The organism is Polaromonas sp. P3_B4, from assembly GCF_056402835.1.
The window spans coordinates 186,414-204,524 of the sequence record NZ_JBFUGQ010000002.1; the positions used below are offsets into that span (position 1 = coordinate 186,414).

Annotated in this window: 13 protein-coding genes; 12 read left to right on the forward strand and 1 reads right to left on the reverse strand. The window is 62.7% G+C overall.

The window, feature by feature from the left end; translation table 11 throughout:
• The 11 genes from AC1DVV_RS17750 to AC1DVV_RS17800 all read left to right on the forward strand — a co-directional run bounded on the left by AC1DVV_RS17750 (position 1) and on the right by AC1DVV_RS17800 (position 10,196).
• Positions 1-780 carry an enoyl-CoA hydratase/isomerase family protein gene (locus AC1DVV_RS17750; protein ID WP_477702210.1) on the forward strand — a complete coding sequence of 260 codons (780 nt, stop codon included), beginning with the start codon at positions 1-3 and terminating at the stop codon, positions 778-780.
• Positions 780-1,448 carry a DUF4126 domain-containing protein gene (locus tag AC1DVV_RS17755; protein WP_477702211.1) on the forward strand — a complete coding sequence of 223 codons (669 nt, stop codon included), beginning with the start codon at positions 780-782 and terminating at the stop codon, positions 1,446-1,448. The genes AC1DVV_RS17750 and AC1DVV_RS17755 overlap by 1 nt, the downstream gene beginning before the upstream one ends.
• 110 nt (positions 1,449-1,558) lie before the next feature.
• Positions 1,559-3,550 (forward strand): acetyl/propionyl/methylcrotonyl-CoA carboxylase subunit alpha, encoded by a 1,992-nt coding sequence (locus AC1DVV_RS17760; RefSeq protein WP_477702212.1) that lies wholly within the window; start codon positions 1,559-1,561, stop codon positions 3,548-3,550.
• A gap of 36 nt (positions 3,551-3,586) precedes the next feature.
• Positions 3,587-4,516: a 2-hydroxyacid dehydrogenase gene (locus AC1DVV_RS17765; protein ID WP_477702213.1), complete on the forward strand. Its 930-nt coding sequence runs from the start codon at positions 3,587-3,589 to the stop codon at positions 4,514-4,516.
• A gap of 36 nt (positions 4,517-4,552) precedes the next feature.
• Entirely contained in the window at positions 4,553-5,011 is a 459-nt protein-coding gene (locus tag AC1DVV_RS17770; protein WP_477702214.1) for a DUF3592 domain-containing protein, read from the forward strand.
• 26 nt (positions 5,012-5,037) lie between these two features.
• Positions 5,038-5,958, forward strand: coding sequence for a hydroxymethylglutaryl-CoA lyase (locus tag AC1DVV_RS17775; protein ID WP_477702215.1), 921 nt, complete (start codon positions 5,038-5,040; stop codon positions 5,956-5,958).
• Between the two features lie 16 nt (positions 5,959-5,974).
• Entirely contained in the window at positions 5,975-6,712 is a 738-nt protein-coding gene (locus AC1DVV_RS17780) for a YbaK/EbsC family protein (RefSeq protein WP_477702216.1), read from the forward strand.
• A 47-nt stretch (positions 6,713-6,759) separates the two neighbouring features.
• Positions 6,760-7,410 (forward strand): 2-hydroxychromene-2-carboxylate isomerase, encoded by a 651-nt coding sequence (locus tag AC1DVV_RS17785; protein WP_477702230.1) that lies wholly within the window; start codon positions 6,760-6,762, stop codon positions 7,408-7,410.
• Between the two features lie 192 nt (positions 7,411-7,602).
• Positions 7,603-9,261, forward strand: a complete 1,659-nt coding sequence (locus AC1DVV_RS17790) for an MFS transporter (RefSeq protein ID WP_457282873.1) — start codon at positions 7,603-7,605, stop codon at positions 9,259-9,261.
• A gap of 121 nt (positions 9,262-9,382) precedes the next feature.
• Positions 9,383-9,541: a hypothetical protein gene (locus AC1DVV_RS17795; protein WP_457282874.1), complete on the forward strand. Its 159-nt coding sequence runs from the start codon at positions 9,383-9,385 to the stop codon at positions 9,539-9,541.
• A gap of 190 nt (positions 9,542-9,731) precedes the next feature.
• On the forward strand, positions 9,732-10,196 hold the full coding sequence (locus AC1DVV_RS17800) for a hypothetical protein (RefSeq protein ID WP_477702217.1): 465 nt from the start codon (positions 9,732-9,734) through the stop codon (positions 10,194-10,196).
• 482 nt (positions 10,197-10,678) lie between these two features.
• Here the strand turns inward: AC1DVV_RS17800 and AC1DVV_RS17805 are convergent, their stop codons facing one another.
• Entirely contained in the window at positions 10,679-11,791 is a 1,113-nt protein-coding gene (locus AC1DVV_RS17805) for an ABC transporter substrate-binding protein (protein WP_457282879.1), read from the reverse strand.
• A gap of 200 nt (positions 11,792-11,991) precedes the next feature.
• Between AC1DVV_RS17805 and uvrA the strand changes: the two genes are divergently transcribed.
• The gene (uvrA, locus tag AC1DVV_RS17810; RefSeq protein ID WP_477702218.1) at positions 11,992-17,862 is read left to right on the forward strand and encodes an excinuclease ABC subunit UvrA; all 5,871 of its coding nucleotides are present in this window, start codon (positions 11,992-11,994) and stop codon (positions 17,860-17,862) included.
• Positions 17,863-18,111 lie beyond the last annotated feature (249 nt).

Below are 18,111 nucleotides of genomic sequence, written 5' to 3' on the forward strand. Positions count from 1 at the left end.
ATGAACCATCTGAACATCCAGGTCGAGTCGCTGGTGGCGACCGTCACACTGAACCGCCCCGACGTGCGCAATGCCTTCAACCAGGAGGTCATCGCCGAGATGACGCAAGCCTTTGTTGAGCTTGGCATGCACGATGAGGTGCGCTGCGTTGTGCTGGCGGCCAACGGCCCGGCCTTTTGCGCAGGCGCAGACCTGAACTGGATGCGCAGCATGGCCGACTACACCCATGCGCAAAACCTGGAAGACGCGGGCCGCCTGGCGACCATGCTGCAGGCTGTTTATGAATGCCCCAAGCCCGTCATTGCCCGCGTACAGGGCGACGTGTATGCCGGTGGCATGGGCCTGGTGGCGGCTTGCGACATGGCTGTGTCGGTGGACACGGCAGGGTATTGCCTCAGTGAGGTGAAACTGGGCCTGATACCCGCCACCATCAGCCCGTATGTGATTCGCGCCATGGGCGCGCGGGCCGCGCACCGTTACTTCCTCACGGCCGAGCGTTTTGATGCGGCGGAGGCCTTGCGCATTGGTTTTGTTCATGAAGTGGTGGCGGCCGACGTACTGGACGCCAAGGTGGCCGAGCTTGTGAAGGCAATTGTCAATTCAGGGCCTGAAGCCGTGAAGCTGTGCAAACAGCTGGTGCAGGACGTGGGCGGCCAGCCCATCACGCCGGACTTGGTGCAGATGACGGTGGAAAGCATTGCTGACGTGCGCGTGAGCCCGGAAGGGCGTGAAGGCGTGCAATCCTTCCTGCAAAAGCGCAAACCGAACTGGATCACTTGATGCAAGCCCTGGACACCGCGCAACTGATTGCCCTCGCCGGCGCACTGGGCTGGGCCAGTGGCGTGCGCCTGTACCTTGTCGTGCTGCTGACCGGGCTGGCGGGCTTTATGGGCTGGGTAGAGCTTCCGCAGGGCCTGCACCTGCTGGCCAACCCGGTGGTGCTGGGTGTCAGCGGCTTCATGGTGTTCATTGAATTTTTTGCCGACAAGATTCCGGGGCTGGATTCGCTGTGGGATGTGGTGCACGGCGTGATTCGTATCCCTGCGGGTGCGGCGCTTGCGGCGGCGGTGTTTGGCGCAGACAACGGCCTGGGCGCGTTGGTAGCGGCGCTGCTGGGCGGCACGCTGGCCGCTACCAGCTTTGCGGCCAAGGCCACGACGCGCGCAGCCATCAACACATCGCCCGAGCCCTTCAGCAACATCGGCGCCTCGCTGGTGGAAGACTCGCTGGTGCCGGCCGGCCTGTGGCTGGCGATTGCGCACCCGCTGGTGTTTGTGGTGGTGCTGGCTTTGGTGCTGGCGCTCAGCGTCTGGCTGATCCGCGTTTGCTGGCGGTTCCTGCGTCAGCTGTTTATCCGCGTGGCCCGTATTTTCAGCGGCAGGCCGGACCCCGGCACCGCTTCCGCTTTCACCTTGAAGTCTCCTTTCTCAAAGAACGACCATGTTTAAAAAAATTCTTATTGCCAATCGTGGAGACCAGCGGCAAAGCCGCGCAGCAGCGAAGCTAAATTGCATGGCACGCGAAGCGTGCGCAGGGTATTTCACCGCGAAAGCTAACCATGTTTAAAAAGATCCTTATCGCAAATCGCGGTGAAATAGCCTGCCGAGTGGCTGCTACTGCCAGGCGCATGGCAATCCAGTCCGTTGCGGTGTATTCCGATGCCGATGCGGGTGCGAAGCATGTCGGCTTTTGCGACGAGGCTGTGCACATCGGCGGCAGCGCGCCCAAAGACAGTTACCTGCGTTGGGAGCGCATCATTGAAGCCGCCAGGGCCACGGGCGCCGAGGCGATTCACCCGGGTTACGGCTTCCTGAGCGAAAACGAAGAATTCGCCCAGGCCTGTGCCGACGCAGGGCTGGTCTTTATTGGCCCACCGGCCTCGGCCATCAAGGCCATGGGCCTGAAGGCGGAGTCCAAACAGCTGATGGAAAAAGCCGGCGTGCCGCTGGTGCCCGGTTACCACGGCAGCGACCAGGACCCGGCGCTGCTCAAACGCGAGGCCGACCGTATTGGCTACCCGGTGCTGATCAAGGCCAGCGCGGGCGGCGGCGGCAAGGGCATGCGCGCGGTCGACAAGACGGAAGACTTCGACGCGGCGCTGGCATCGTGCAAGCGCGAAGCCATCAACAGCTTTGGCGACGATGCGGTGCTGGTGGAAAAGTATGCCCAGCGCCCGCGCCACATCGAGATCCAGGTGTTTGGCGACACGCACGGCAATTACGTTTACCTGTTTGAGCGTGACTGCTCGGTGCAGCGCCGCCACCAGAAGGTGCTGGAAGAGGCGCCGGCGCCCGGCATGACGGAAGCCATGCGCAAGCAGATGGGTGAGGCGGCCGTGGCCGCTGCGCGTGCCGTGAATTATGTGGGCGCGGGCACGGTGGAGTTCATCGTCGAGCAGCGCGCAGATGGCAGCATGAACTTCTTCTTCATGGAAATGAATACGCGTCTGCAGGTGGAACACCCTGTGACGGAAGCGATCACGGGGCTGGACCTGGTGGAGTGGCAGCTGCGCGTGGCCTCAGGCGAAAAGCTGCCGCTGGCGCAAGATCAACTGCGAATCCACGGCCATGCCATCGAAGCGCGTATCTGTGCCGAAACGCCTGACAACAACTTCTTGCCCGCCACCGGCACGCTGCACGTCTACAAGAAGCCGGCGCACACGGCGTTTGAAAGAGGACAGGTCCGGGTGGACGACGGCGTGCGTGAGGGCGATTCGATTTCTCCGTACTACGACTCCATGGTGGCCAAGCTGATCGTGCACGGCGCGACACGCGAGGAAGCCCTGGCCCGGCTGGACGACGCGCTGGCGCAGACCCGCATCGTGGGTCTGAGCACCAATGTGCAGTTCTTGCGCTATGTGGTGCGCAGCCCGTCGTTTGCCAAAGCCAACCTCGACACCGCGCTGATCCAGCGCGAAGAAGCCGTGCTCTTCAGGCAGGAGCCGGTGGGCCTGGCCATGGCGGGTGCGGCGGCGGTGGCCAAAGCCCTGCTGGATGAGCGGGCCATGGAAGGCGCAGACCCTTTCAGCCGCCGCGACGGCTGGCGCTCGCATGGTGTGATGGAGCGCCGCTTTGAGTTTGAATTTCACGGCGAACCTGCCAAGGCAACGCTAGCCTACCTGCACGACGGCGCGCTACGCCTGACGATGGGTGAGGTATCGGGCCAGCTGGTGTTTGCTGAAACCGCCCAGGGCATTGACGTGCAGTTTGCCGGCCAGCGCATGACGGCTACCGTGTATGCCCAGGGTGAACTGGACTATGTGTTCACCGCCAAAGGCGCCACGCAAATCCTTTCCATCGACCTGCTGGCCCATGCGGGCGAAGCGCAGGCCGAAGGCGGCCGCCTCACAGCACCTATGCCCGGCAAGGTGGTGTCGTTTGCCGTCAAGGCGGGTGACAAGGTGAGCAAGGGCCAGCCGCTGGCCGTGATGGAAGCCATGAAGATGGAGCACACCATTGCCGCGCCGGCCGACGGCGTGGTGCAAGAGTTGCTGTATGCGCCGGGCGACCAGGTGAGCGAGGGTTCGGAATTGTTGAAAATAGCCGTTTGATTTTTACTTTGCTTTGATTCAAACGGGATTTTCTTCATGCGCATCAGTTTTTGCTGTTCCGATATCAAACCCCAGCCTTGGGTAGACGGCCTGAAGGCCGAGTTTCCCGATGCGCAGGTGGAGTTGTGGTCCGCCGGCGCGGCGCCGGCCGACTACGCGGTGGTCTGGGCGCCGCCCCAGCAGTTTTTTGACGAGCAGCCGCAGCTCAAGGGCATCTTCAACATTGGCGCCGGTGTCGATGCGCTGATGAAGCTGCGGCTGCCAGACGGCGTACCGGTGGTGCGGCTGGACGATGCCGGCATGTCCGTGCAGATGGCCGAGTTTGTGTGCCATGCGGTGATTCGCCACTTTCGCGAGCTCGATGGTTACGAGGCCGATATTGCCGAAGGCAAATGGTCGTACCGCAAGCCGCGGCTGCGCACTGACTACCCCATTGGCGTGATGGGCCTGGGCGTGCTGGGCGAGCGCGTCGGACGTGCGCTGGCGCAGTTTGACTTCCCGGTCAATGGCTGGAGCCGGTCGCCCAAGACGATTGAGGGCGTGCAGTGTTTTTCGGGCGATGCGGGTGGGCAGGGTTTTCAGGACTTTTTGGCGGCCAGCCGCATCCTGGTGTGCCTGCTGCCGCTGACGTCTGAAACGCGGGGCATCATGAACCTGGACACGCTGTCGCGGTTGCGGCCGGGCGGCTATGTCATCAACGTGGCGCGCGGCAGCCACCTGGTCGATGGCGACCTGATCACGCTGATCGACAACGGCCACCTGGCGGGCGCCACGCTGGATGTATTCCATGTTGAACCGCTGCCGGCAGATCACCCTTTCTGGAAACACCCGAAGGTCACGGTAACCCCGCACACCTCGGCCCGCACGTTGCGCGAGGAAAGCATCACCCAGATTGCGGGCAAGGTGCGTGCCGTCGAACGCGGGGAGCGGGTTGCTGGTATTGTTGATCCACTGCGTGGCTATTGAAGTGACCGTTGAAGCGCAGGCCCCGGAGTTTCATTGATGCCATCGTCCACATCTCACCGCCTGCTCAGTGTTTTGGGCTGGTTGTTGCTGGTGCCTAGCGGGCTGACAGCCCTGGCAGCGGCCTGGCTGCTGGCCTCAAGCCTGGGCCTTGGCAGCGACACCCGCACGGTAGCCGGGCGGGTGGTGGGACATGAAGCTTCCCGCCTGAAGCTCAGCACGGGCCAGAAAAGCATTGTCGAATTTTCCGCGCACGATGGCCGTACCCTGCGTGTGGCTGATCCGCTGGTGCGCCAGGGCGGCGCCGTCCATAAAGTGGGTGAGGCCGTGAAGGTGCGTTATCCGGTGGCAGATCCGGTGCAGGCCCAGATTGTGGGGTCGGTGCTGGTGCAGGGCTTTATCGGTGGGGTTCTTTTGTTGTTCAGTGCGCTGGGTGTGCTGGCCGGTTGGCTGCTTTTGTGGTTGCGCCCGCGCGGCGTGGCACCTGCGGCCGCCTGATACTTGAAATCGAATACGGAAAAACCATGTCCTTGCCCTCCAAAGTCAAAATTGTCGATGTCGGCCCGCGCGACGGCTTGCAGAACGAAAAAGCCCAGGTGCCTGCCGCCGTAAAGATCGAGCTGGTGCACCGCCTGCAGGACGCGGGCCTGACCGAGATCGAAGTCACGAGTTATGTGTCGCCCAAGTGGGTGCCGCAAATGGCCGATAACGCCGAGGTGATGGCCGGTATCAAGCGCAAGCCGGGTGTGCGCTATTCGGTGCTGACGCCCAACATGAAAGGCTTTGAAGCCGCAATTGCGCCACCGCGCGAGCTGTGGCCCGACGAGATCGTGGTGTTCGGCGCGGCCAGCGAGGCTTTCAGCCAGAAGAACATCAACTGTTCGATTGCCGAAAGCATTGAGCGCTTTCGCCCCGTGGTCGAGGCCGCGCGTGAAAAAGGCATTTATGTGCGGGGCGCGATGTCTTGCACCGTGGGCTGCCCCTATGAGGGCGACATTGCGCCTGAGCGTGTGGACATGCTCGCCGGCCTGATGAAGGGCATAGGCGTGCAGCATGTGGGTGTGGCCGACACGATTGGTGTGGGCACGCCGCTCAAGGTGCAGCGCGCCATGGAGGCGACGCTCAAGCATTTCGACATCAACGATGTCTCCGGGCATTTTCACGATACCTACGGCCAGGCGCTGGGCAATACGCTGATGGCATTGCAGATGGGCGTATGGCAATACGACACCTCATCGGCCGGCCTGGGCGGCTGCCCGTTTGCCAAGGGCGCGACGGGCAATGTGGCGACCGAAGATGTCGTGTACATGCTGCATGGCATGGGCATTGAGACGGGCATTGACCTGGACAAGCTCATTGATGCGGGAAAATTCATCAGCGATTTTCTGGGGCGCAAGCCGAACTCCCGCGCGGCAACCGCGCTTCTTAACAAACGAATGAATTGACATGTGTGGCGCTGAATTGAAATCGTTACCGGAAGGCGTGCAGCGGGTTGCCGCAGTGCTGCTGGACAGCGGCCACCTGCATGCACCCGTCATGCTCGACGATGCCGCGCGCACCGCGCAGCAGGCAGCCGATGCATTGGGTGTGCAGGTGGGCCAGATTGCCAAGAGCATTATTTTTCGCCGCAAGTCCGACGATGCCGCCGTGCTGGTGGTGACGTCCGGCGACCAGCGGGTCGATGAAAAAAAGGTCGAGGCCATGGTGTGTATCGATGGCAAGCGCCTGGCACGGGCCGATGCGGAGTTTGTGAAGGCGCGCACGGGGTTCTCCATAGGCGGTGTGTCGCCGCTGGCGCATGCCACGCCCTCCGTGACGCTGATTGACCGCTCGCTGTTCCGCTTTGAAACCGTGTGGGCGGCTGCGGGCCATCCGCATGCGGTGTTCCAGCTGTCGCCGCAGGAGCTTGAGCTGCTGACGGGCGCGCCGGTGTCGGACTTTGCGGTGAATGTGGACGAAGACAAACTGGCGAGGAAGCATGCGATCGAACTGGTCTCTCTGCGCGCGGCCACACTTGATGATGAGCCCGACGCGCCGTCGCCCTGCATTTCCGTGTGCCGCATGAACGCGGCTTCGGGCCTGTGCGAAGGCTGCTTTCGCACGCGCGATGAAATTGCGCAGTGGAGTGGGGCCGACGACACCGCAAAGCGCCATATCTGGACATCCATAGGGCAGCGCATGGCTGCGATGCAGCCATGACCGGCGAGAACACAACGATGAAGCCGGCAGCCGGTGATGCACCCGCGATCAAGCACATCACATGCTACTTCGACGTCATTTCGCCCTATGCCTTTTTGGCTTTTGAGCGCCTTCCAGAAGCGCTGAAGGGTGTGAGCTACAGCGTGGCGTACACGCCGGTGCTGTTCGCGGGCATGCTCAAGCACTATGGCCAGCTGGGTCCTGCGGAGATCGCCCCCAAACGCGACTGGACCTACCGGCAGGTGCTGTGGCTGGCGCACAGCCTGGGTATCGCGATGAAGATGCCGGTCAGCCACCCCTTCAACCCATTGCCCTTGCTGCGCCTGGCTGTGGCCTGCGGCCCCGAGGGGCAGGGTGGCACGCCCAACCGCTATGCGTGCGAAACCATCTTTCGCCATGTCTGGGGCGAAGGCGGTGAAGCCGGCGATGCGGCCCGTTACGAAGCCCTGCTCAAGCAGCTTGCGCCGGTACGCGATGTGCAGGACGAGGGCGTGAAGGCGCAGCTTAAAAGCAATACGGAAGCGGCGATTGCCAAGGGCGTTTTTGGCGTGCCGGCGTTTGAGGTGGACGGCAAAATTTTCTGGGGCCTGGATGCGCTGCCGATGCTGCGCGAGTACCTGCTCGGCAGCCCCTGGTTTGATGGTGATGGCTGGAATGCCGTGTGTAAGGTTGCGACGGGCATCAAACGCGGGGCCTAAGAAGGTTTTAAGCGTTTTCCCTGAGGTGCTTCGCATGCTGAAAAGTTCTTCAAGGGTTTCCCCTTGACTTGTCAGCCAGGCATAAGTTTCGTGAAAGCTCCTGTTAGTTTCACGTCAGAGCTAGGTCAGGCACAACCAAAATAATGAAGGTAGCTTCCATACCGGAAGTCTCATTATTTTGGAGACAACATCATGGCAACAGCCGTCGACAACAGGCCGATGACAGCCGAGCAGAAGAAGGTGATTTTCGCCTCCTCGCTCGGCACCGTATTTGAGTGGTACGACTTCTATCTCTACGGTTCATTGGCAGCCATCATTGCCAAGCAGTTCTTCAGCGGACTGGATGCAGGCTCTGCCTTCATCTTTGCGCTGCTCGCTTTTGCAGCCGGCTTCATCGTGCGCCCCTTCGGCGCGCTGGTGTTCGGCCGCCTGGGCGACATGATCGGCCGCAAGTACACCTTCCTGGTCACCATCGTGATCATGGGCTTGTCGACCTTCATCGTCGGCCTCTTGCCCAACTACGCCTCCATCGGTGTCGCCGCCCCGGTGATCCTGATCGCACTGCGCATGCTGCAAGGCCTGGCGCTCGGCGGTGAATACGGCGGTGCAGCTGTCTATGTGGCCGAGCACTCGCCACAGGGCAAGCGCGGTGCCTATACCTCCTGGATCCAGACCACAGCCACGCTGGGCCTGTTCCTGAGTCTGCTGGTCATCCTGGGTGTGCGTACCGCCATGGGCGAAGTCGCATTCGCCGACTGGGGCTGGCGCATTCCGTTCATCGTCTCCATCCTGCTGCTGGCCGTGTCGGTCTACATCCGGTTGTCGATGAACGAATCCCCTGCCTTCCAGAAAATGAAGGCTGAGGGCAAGACCTCCAAGGCACCGTTGTCCGAGTCTTTCGGCCAGTGGAAAAACCTGAAGATCGTGATCCTGGCGCTGATCGGCCTGACCGCCGGCCAGGCTGTGGTGTGGTACTCCGGCCAGTTCTACGCGCTGTTCTTCCTGACGCAGGCGCTCAAGGTCGACGGCCCCACGGCCAACATCCTGGTGGCTTATTCGCTGATCCTGGGTACGCCTTTCTTCGTGATTTTCGGAACGCTGTCCGACAAGATCGGCCGCAAGCCCATCATCATGGCCGGCTGCCTGCTGGCTGTGGTCACCTACTTCCCCGTGTTCACTGCGCTGACCAAAGCCGCCAACCCTGACCTGGCCGCGGCACAAGCCAAGAACAAGGTGGTTGTGACCGCCGATCCGAAAGAGTGCTCGTTCCAGTTCAACCCGACCGGCACCGTCAAGTTCACCAGCTCTTGCGACATCGCCAAGCAGGTGCTGGCAGGCGCTTCGGTGAGCTATGACAACGTCGCAGCACCCGCCGGCACCGTGGCCACCATCAAGATCGGCGAAACCGCCATCCCCAGCTACAACGCCAAGGGCCTGAGCGCCGACGACGCCAAGAAGAAGGACGCCGAGTTCAAGAAAGCGGTCGCGGACGACCTGAAGGCTGCCGGCTACCCGAGCAAGGCTGATCCAGCCAAGGTCGACAAGGTCATGGTCACGGTCATCCTGTTCTATCTGGTGCTGCTGGTCACCATGGTGTACGGCCCGATCGCCGCCATGCTGGTGGAGCTGTTCCCGACGCGCATCCGCTACACCTCCATGAGCCTGCCGTACCACATCGGTAACGGCTGGTTCGGTGGCCTGCTGCCCACCACGGCTTTTGCCATCGTGGCGCAGACCGGCAATATGTACAACGGCCTCTGGTACCCGATCATCGTCGCCGCCATGACGCTGGTGGTTGGCACCTTGTTCATCAAGGAAACCAAGGACGTGGATATTTACGCCAACGACTGATGGGTATTTGCGCCGGTGCGGGCCAGGAGCCCGCACCGGCCTTTTCAGGCTGAAAAGCCTTGTGTTTTTTACGGGCCCTCGTCATCCATTTGCCGGGGGCTTTTTTTTGGGAGAAAGAAAGATGTGGAAAATTGTTGTGGGTTTTATCGTGATTGCCGGGCTGGCATTATTTCTGTTGAACAAGGGCGGCGATATTGATCTGAGTGGTGAAAAACATGGTGCTTCGCGGCTGGATGTACCTGTTGTTGCGGCTGCTTTTGGGGTTGATGCGGGCGGTTGAGTGAAGGGATCAGGCTGGCAGCGCGTGGCGCATTCGCAGGCAGGACAGTGCCGCGACATGCCCGAAATAGGTGCGGCGCAGGTAAAAATGAGGTAAATTGAATTAACAGAGACAAAACAAGCCATTACAGCGTCTCTGAATATCAAGCACCGCATGGTGGCGCCCTCGCGCATTTACTGGAGACCAGCCGATGATTTACACCAAGACGGAAGCCGGCCAGACCGCCGTACAGAACCGAACCGTCGCATTGACCCCCCGGCAGCGCTCTGCCTTTATCATGTTTGACGGCAAACGCAGCATGGCCGATGTGGTCAAGGCCACCTCAGGATTCGGCGTAACCGCAGAAGACATCAACCACCTGATTTCGCTGGGCCTGCTGGCGCCGCTGGCAGTGCAGCCGCCTGCCGAGCCAGCCCCTGAGGTGTCGGCGCACAACGCCGACGGCAGTCCCACCCTGAATGCACAAGAGCATTATTCAAGGGCCTATCCCATCGCCACACGGTTGACGGCCGCCTTGGGCCTTCGGGGTTTCAGGTTGAACCTGGCGGTGGAAGCCGCAGGCGATATCGACAAGCTCAAGGAGCTGGCACCCAAAATCAAGGAAGCTGTAGGCCCCGAGAAGTTCAAGGAACTTGAGCAGGCTCTGTACGGCTGAGCAAACCCGTACGGCTTGGCGCCGCAGGTGTGCGAATTCGCAAGCAGGGGCCGCGATCCGGCTATGCCGGGCGCAAGGCGCCTGTCCCCCTTGGGGGGAGGTGACGCTACACGAAGTGAGCGTCGGCAGGGGGTATCTTCAAACCTGCATGGCTTGGCCGCGGGTCTGCGAATTCGCAAGCAGGGGCCGCGATCCGGCTATGCCGGGCGCAAGGCGCCTGTCCCCCTGGGGGAGGTGACGCTACACGAAGTGAGCGTCGGCAGGGGGGATTCTCTTTCCAAGCAGGGGCCGCGATCCGGCTATGCCGGGCGCAAGGCGCCTGTCCCCCTTGGGGGGAGGTGACGCTACACGAAGTGAGCGTCGGCAGGGGGGATTCTCTTTCCAAGCAGGGGCCGCGATCCGGCTATGCCGGGCGCAAGGCGCCTGTCCCCCTGGGGGGAGGTGACGCTACACGAAGTGAGCGTCGGCAGGGGGGGTGCTATTTATCTCTTGAATTTTCCATCGGTGCCGATGATGGACAGATCGGCAAAGTCCAGCCCGGTATGGTCTTCGGGGCTGTAGCTCACCTCAAGCCCGCCGATATCCAGCTTGCGCATGCCTTCCAGCGCGGCCTGGAGTTTCTCGCGCGTGGGTTTGGCGCCTGCCCGGCGCAAGCCCTCCACCAACACCTTTGCGGCGGCAAAACCTTCCAGCATCGCGGGGCTCACGTCGGCTTGCCCCTTGGCCTTGGCCAGCTCCTGTGCCTCCTTCACCATGGGAAAGGCGATGGAGCGCTCATACGGAAACACCTGCGTGACGATCACGCCGCGGGCGTTGTCGCCCAGGCTTTTCACAAAGCCGCCCGAGGCATTGTTCGAAAGCGTCACGATTTGCGCCGTAGAGCCACCCGCGCGGAAGGCCTTGATGCCGTCGACCACAGCCTGCCCTGAGGCCACCATGATGACGGCCTGCGCATTGGACTGGTAAACCTTGGGTGCGATGGGTCCGAAGTCGGGTTTGGAGCGGTCGAATTTTTCCAGTACAGCGGGCTGCAGCTTGGCAGTCGTCAGCCCTTTTTGCGCACCCGTCACGCCGTCAGCGCCGAAGCTGTCGTCGGCATACACGATGCCGATACGCGTGATGCCCATGGAATGCAGGTGGGTGACCGCCTTCTCGGCTTCACGCTGGTAGGTGGCGCGTACGTTGAACACATGTTTTTTGACGGGCTGGTGCAGCACCATGGCGCCGGTGGAGGGGCCAACCAGCGGCACGCCGTTCTTGTCGAGCAGCGGGATGATGGCTTCGGTATGGGGTGTGCCGCGGGTCAGGAACATGGCCAGCACGTTTTGTTCTTCAATCAGCTTGCGTGCGTTTTCGACTGCCAGCTTGGGATCGAACTTGTCGTCGAGTGACACCAGCTCAATCTTTTGCCCGCCCACACCGCCCTTGGCATTGACGGCGTCGATGTAGAGCTTGGCGCCTTCCGTGGTTTCCTTGACGCCGGCGCCCACGGCACCGGTGAACCCCGCGGTTTGCCCGACAAGGAGTTGCGCATGGCTGGCCTGGGCCACGGCCACCATCGCGATGGCGGCGCACCATCTGCTGAGTTTTGTCATGTTGTTCACAGTGTTTCCATCCGGGGTGAAATGATGTATCCATAAGTGAAGCATGAAAGCGCAAAAAATGCGATCAGGAAAACCAGAAGCCGCCCTAATTGGCGTAGCAAAAAGTGTGCAAAAAGGACATTAATCCCTACGCCCTGCACAGCCGGTTGCCCTGTCTAGAATGTTTGACCTCTTCAGGAAAGACTGCACTCATGTCCCAGGGAATCATCCGCATTCGCGGCGCGCGCCAGCACAACCTCAAAAACCTCGATCTGGATATTCGCACCGGTGAAATGACGGTCGTCACCGGCCCCAGCGGCTCGGGCAAATCTTCCCTGGTGTTCGATACCTTGTTTGCCGAAGGCCAGCGCCGTTATGTGGAAACCTTCTCTGCCTATGCGCGGCAGTTCCTGGATCGCATGGACAAGCCGGCCGTCGACAAGGTGGAAGGCGTGCCGCCCGCCATCGCCATCGACCAGACCAACCCGGTGCGCAGCTCGCGCTCCACCGTGGGCACCATGACGGAGCTCAACGACCACCTGAAGCTGCTCTACGCGCGCGCCGCGCAGCTCTTCGACAAGCAGACTGCGCAGAACGTGCGCCACGACACACCCGAATCGATTTACGCCGAACTGATGGCACGCACCAAAGAGGGCGACCCACGCGTCGTGCTGACCTTCCCGGTCGAACTGCCCGGCAACACCAGTGCCGAACAGGTCGAGCAGTGGCTCTCTGTCAGCGGCTTTACACGCGTTCATGCCCAGCGCGACGTCGCCACGCCCGCCGGTCCGCACAAGTTGCTGGATGTGGTGGCAGACCGCTTTCGCACGCACGCAGTGGAAAAAGCCCGGGTCATGGAAGCCATCGAGACCGCGCTTAAACGCGGCGGCAGGCTCAATATCTATGTGCAGCACGCTGAGGACGGTCAGCCCGATGTCATGTGGCGTTTCTCCACCGGCCTGCATTGCCCCGACAGCGACTTGCGCTACACCAACCCCACGCCTTCGCTGTTCTCCTTCAACTCGGCCATGGGCGCGTGCGAAACCTGCCGCGGCTTTGGCCGTGTCATCGGCGTTGACTACGGCCTAGTGATTCCCAACGACAAACTCACCCTGCGCGCCGGCGCGATCAAGACCATCCAGACCCCGGCCTGGAAAGAAGCGCAGGACGACCTGCTGCGCCACGCCGAAGCGGCGGGCGTTCCGCGCGACACGCCCTGGTACAAGCTCACGCCCGAGCAGCAGGGCTGGGTCATCAACGGCACACCGGGCTATAAGGACGGCAACTGGAACAAGCAGTGGTACGGCATCAAGCGCTTCTTCGAATACCTTGAAAGCAAGGCCTACAAGATGCATATCCGCGTGCTGCTGTCCAAATACCGCAGCTATACGCAGTGCGAAACCTGCGGCGGCGCGCGTCTGAAGCTCGAGTCTTTGCTCTGGCGCCTCGGTTCCAAAGAAGCCGCCGATGCGGTGCTGCCGCCCAGCCAGCGCTTCATGCCGGTGGGCGTGCACTGGAGCCGTGAACAGCTCGAAGCCCTGCCGGGCCTGGCGCTGCACGACCTGATGCGCCTGCCGATCGACAGGCTGCGACAGTTCTTCAGCGGCCTGTCACTCGATGTGATGGGCGACGACGCCGAGCTGCAGGCGCTGAAGTCGCTGTTCGAAGAAATCCAGACCCGCGTCAAATACCTCTGCGACGTCGGCATCGGCTACCTCACGCTCGACCGGCAAAGCCGCACGCTCTCAGGCGGAGAGGTGCAGCGCATCAACCTCACGACTGCGCTGGGCACCTCGCTGGTGAACACGCTGTTTGTGCTCGATGAGCCCTCCATAGGCCTGCACCCGCGCGACATGAACCGCATCACCCAGGCCATGCATCGCCTGCGTGACGCCGGCAACACGCTGGTGGTGGTCGAGCACGACCCGGCTGTCATGCTGGCGGCCGACCGCCTGATCGACATGGGCCCGGGCCCGGGCGAGAAGGGCGGCCAGATCGTGTTTGATGGTACGCCCGACGACATCAAACATGCCGACACGCTGACCGGCGCCTACCTCGGCTCGCGCAAGCAGGTGGGCATGGGCTTCAAGCGCGCGGTGACCGACAACACCCCGCGCCTCATCCTCGAAGGCGCGCGTGACCACAACCTGAAGAACCTGACCGTCGATTTTCCGCTGCAGCGCCTGGTGTGCGTCACCGGCGTCAGCGGCTCGGGCAAGTCCACGCTGATGCAGGACATCCTCGCGCCCGCGCTGCTGCGCCAGTTCGGCAAGGCGACCGAGACGCCGGGCCTGCATGACCGCCTCATGGGCGCCGACCACCTGACCGACGTGGTGTTTGTTGACCAGTCGCCCATCGGCAAGACGGCGCGCTCCAACCCGGCCAGCTATGTGGGGGCGTGGGATGCGGTGCGCGACCTCTTCGCCCTGGCGCCCTTGGCCAAACAGCGCAGCTACACCGCCACCAAGTTCAGCTTCAACAACGGTGACGGGCGCTGCCCGACCTGCGGCGGTTCGGGTTTCGAGCATGTCGAGATGCAATTTTTGAGTGACGTCTACCTGCGCTGCCCCGACTGCGACGGCAAGCGCTACCGCGCCGAGATCCTTGAAGTGACGATTGAGCGCAAGGCGATTGGCGACGTCAAGCCGCGCCTGCTCAATGTCTCTGACGTGCTGGACCTCACGGTGAGCGAGGCGATTGCCCTCTTTGCGCAAGATCGCGAAGTGGTGCGCGCGCTGCAGCCCATCGTCGACGTGGGCCTGGAATACGTGAAGCTGGGCCAGCCCGTGCCCACGCTGTCGGGCGGTGAGGCGCAGCGCCTCAAGCTCGCGGGTTTCCTCGCCAACGCCAGCAAAACCACCAGCGCCAGCAAGCAGGCGCTGGCGCTCAGGCAACCGGGCCGTGGCACGCTGTTTTTGTTCGACGAGCCGACCACCGGCCTGCACTTTGACGACATCGCCAAGCTGATGCGCGCACTGCGCAAGCTGCTCGAAGCCGGCCATTCGCTGATCGTCATCGAGCACAACCTCGACGTGATCCGCTCGGCCGACTGGCTGATTGACCTCGGCCCCGAAGGCGGGGAGGGCGGTGGCCTGCTGGTGGCCCAGGGAACGCCTGAGGAGGTGCGTCAGCACCCGACTTCACACACGGCGCTCGCCCTGCGCGAATACGAGCAGGCCATGGGCAAGGTGCACGGCGTTGAAGAGTCGCGTCCCAAGGTCTGGGCCACACGGCCGGCGTTTTCCAACCTGATCCAGATCGTCAACGCCAAAGAGAACAACCTCAAGAGCCTGTCGGTCGACATTCCGCGCGGCAAGTTCAATGTGGTGACGGGCGTGTCAGGCTCGGGCAAGTCCACGCTGGCCTTTGACATCCTGTTCAACGAAGGGCAGCGGCGGTATCTTGAATCGCTGAACGCCTACGCACGCAGCATCGTGCAGCCGGCCGGCCGGCCTGAAGTGGATGCGGTCTACGGCATTCCCCCCACCGTGGCGATCGAGCAGCGCCTCTCGCGCGGCGGCCGCAAGTCCACCGTGGGTACGACCACCGAGGTCTGGCATTTCCTGCGCCTCCTGTATGTGAAGCTGGGCATCCAGCATTGCACCAAAGACGGCGCAGCCGTGATGCCGCAAAGCCCGGAGAGCATTGCCGCACAGCTGATCAAGACCTACCGCGGCCAGCATATCGGCCTGCTGGCTCCGCTGGTGATTGCCCGCAAGGGCGTCTACACCGAGCTGGCCGACTGGGCGCGCCCGCGCGGTTACACGCATTTGCGCATCGATGGCGAATTTTTGCCGACCACGGGCTTTCCGCGCATTGACCGATTCAAGGAACACACGGTCGAATTGCCGATTGCCGATATCCATGTCTCGCCCGACAACGAAGCCGCCTTGCGCGCCGCGCTGGCGACCGCGCTGGAACACGGCAAGGGCGTGGTCCACGTGCTGGCCCCGCTCGACGGCCTGCGCGGCGCGATGATGGCCGGCGCCAGCGCCAAAAACATCGGCAAGCTGATCGCGTTTTCGACCAAGCGCGCCTGCCCGATTTGCGCCACCTCGTATGCCGAACTGGACCCGCGCCTCTTCAGCTACAACAGCAAGCACGGCTGGTGCCCCGACTGCGTGGGCACGGGCGTGAAGCTCACCAAAGAACAGCGCAAGGTGTTTGATGACTCGGTGATGGACGACGACAACAAGGGCCGCGAGCAAAGTTTTGCCGAGCCCGAGGTGGAAGACGTGGCCGGCACCGCCTGCCCGACCTGCGAAGGCACGCGCCTCAATGCCAAGGCCCGCGCGGTGAAGTTCGCGGGTGTCGGCATTGCCGACATCGCAGCGCTGTCGGTGACGGACGTGCGGGGCTGGGTCGAAAAACTCGCGCTGCTGGGCCGTGAGGCTGGCATCGCGCGCGACCTGATTCCCGAAATCAAAAGCCGCCTCGAGTTTCTCGAAGACGTGGGCCTGGGCTACCTCACGCTGGACCGTGGCGCGCCCACGCTCTCGGGCGGCGAGGCGCAGCGCATCCGCCTGGCGGCGCAACTCGGCTCCAACCTGCAAGGCGTTTGTTATGTGCTGGACGAGCCGACGATCGGCCTGCATCCGCGCGACAACCGGATTTTGCTGAGCGCGCTGGGCAAGCTCAGCGACCGCGGCAACACGCTGGTGGTGGTCGAGCATGACGAAGACACCATTCGCCGCGCCGACAACATCATCGACATCGGCCCCGGCGCAGGCAAGCGCGGCGGCACGTTGGTCGCACAAGGCACGGCGGCGCAATTGTCGGCTGTGCCGGAATCTCTGACGGGACGCTACCTTGCCAACCCGCTTATTCACCCGCTACAGATCCGGCGCGAAACACGCAAGGGCGTGGCACCCCTGGCCGCGGTGAAAGAAGCGCCCGTTGACGTGAACGCCAAGCCGGTGAGCAAGCAGAAGGCGGCCACGCTCAAGGCAGCCGCACTCAAAGCCGCCGCCGCCAATGCCAGCGCACTGCACAATGCGGCGCCGGCGGCGGCCGGGCCTTTCACCTCCTGGCTCACCGTGGTCAATGCCGATCTGCACAACCTCAAGGATGTGTCGGTCACCGTGCCGCTGTACCGCCTGGTGGCGGTGACGGGTGTATCGGGCTCCGGCAAATCAACGCTGGCGCGCGATGTGCTGCTGACCAATGTGCACGCGGGCGTCATGCAGCGCTCGACCAAATCTGGGCGCGACGCCGACGACAAGGGCAAGACGCCCGACTGGACCGGCTGCGAACGCATCGAGGGCTATGCGGTGGTAGACCGCGTGCTGGAAGTCGACCAGACGCCCATCGGCAAGACGCCGCGCTCCTGCCCGGCTACCTACATCGGTTTCTGGGACACGATACGCAAGCTCTTTGCCGACACGCTGGAAGCCCGCGCACGCGGCTATAGTGCCGGGCGCTTTTCGTTCAACACCGGCGAAGGCCGCTGCCCCACCTGCGAAGGCGCGGGGGTGCGGACCATCGGCATGAGCTTTCTGCCCGACGTGAAGGTGCTGTGCGAAACCTGCCACGGCGCGCGCTTCAACCCCGAAACGCAGGCCGTGACCTGGCGCGGCAAAAACATCGGCGACGTGCTGAAGATGGAAGTGGACGAGGCGGTGGATTTCTTCTCTTCCATGCCCAACATCAGCCACCCGTTGCAGTTGCTGAAAGACGTGGGCCTGGGCTACCTCACCCTGGGGCAGCCGTCGCCGACGCTCTCGGGCGGCGAGGCGCAGCGCATCAAGCTGGTGACCGAGCTCAGCAAGGTGCGCGACGACATCACGCGCCGCGGCCAGAAGGCGCCGCACACGCTCTACGTGCTGGACGAGCCCACGGTGGGCCTGCACATGGCCGACGTGGAAAAGCTGATCCATGTGTTGCACCGCCTGGTCAACGGCGGCCACAGCGTGGTGGTGATCGAACATGACCTGGATGTGATCGCCGAAGCCGACTGGGTGATTGACCTGGGGCCGGACGGCGGCAATGCGGGTGGACGCGTGGTGGCTTCGGCTCCGCCCGAGGCTGTCGTCAAGCTCGGCACGCATACCGGGAAAGCCTTGGGAAGCGTGCTGAACAGATAGCACCCCCGTCGGATGCTCGCTTCGCGTAGCACCTTCCCCCCTCGAGGGGGCGGCGCCTGCGGCCTGGCTAAGCCAGTTCCGCGGCCCCTGCTGGCAGAGATGGAGTCAACGCTGCGGCAGGCTTTGCTATTGAATTAATAGCTGCTTGCGCTGGTCCTGTATGGTTGAAACGCTTAAAACACCCAAAACGCCGAAGAAAGTGCTGACACCGACGTGACAACCTTTCAGGTGTTGCCCTGATGCGATGGC

Excerpts from the sequence above, each read along its gene's own strand:
- AC1DVV_RS17750 (WP_477702210.1), top strand. The coding sequence starts at position 1 with ATGAACCATCTGAACATCCAGGTCGAGTCGCTGGTGGCGACCGTCACA.
- AC1DVV_RS17755 (WP_477702211.1), top strand. The coding sequence starts at position 780 with ATGCAAGCCCTGGACACCGCGCAACTGATTGCCCTCGCCGGCGCACTG.
- AC1DVV_RS17760 (WP_477702212.1), top strand. The coding sequence starts at position 1,559 with ATGTTTAAAAAGATCCTTATCGCAAATCGCGGTGAAATAGCCTGCCGA.
- AC1DVV_RS17765 (WP_477702213.1), top strand. The coding sequence starts at position 3,587 with ATGCGCATCAGTTTTTGCTGTTCCGATATCAAACCCCAGCCTTGGGTA.
- AC1DVV_RS17770 (WP_477702214.1), top strand. The coding sequence starts at position 4,553 with ATGCCATCGTCCACATCTCACCGCCTGCTCAGTGTTTTGGGCTGGTTG.
- AC1DVV_RS17775 (WP_477702215.1), top strand. The coding sequence starts at position 5,038 with ATGTCCTTGCCCTCCAAAGTCAAAATTGTCGATGTCGGCCCGCGCGAC.
- AC1DVV_RS17790 (WP_457282873.1), top strand. The coding sequence starts at position 7,603 with ATGGCAACAGCCGTCGACAACAGGCCGATGACAGCCGAGCAGAAGAAG.
- AC1DVV_RS17795 (WP_457282874.1), top strand. The coding sequence starts at position 9,383 with ATGTGGAAAATTGTTGTGGGTTTTATCGTGATTGCCGGGCTGGCATTA.
- AC1DVV_RS17800 (WP_477702217.1), top strand. The coding sequence starts at position 9,732 with ATGATTTACACCAAGACGGAAGCCGGCCAGACCGCCGTACAGAACCGA.
- AC1DVV_RS17805 (WP_457282879.1), bottom strand. The coding sequence starts at position 11,791 with ATGACAAAACTCAGCAGATGGTGCGCCGCCATCGCGATGGTGGCCGTG.
- uvrA (WP_477702218.1), top strand. The coding sequence starts at position 11,992 with ATGTCCCAGGGAATCATCCGCATTCGCGGCGCGCGCCAGCACAACCTC.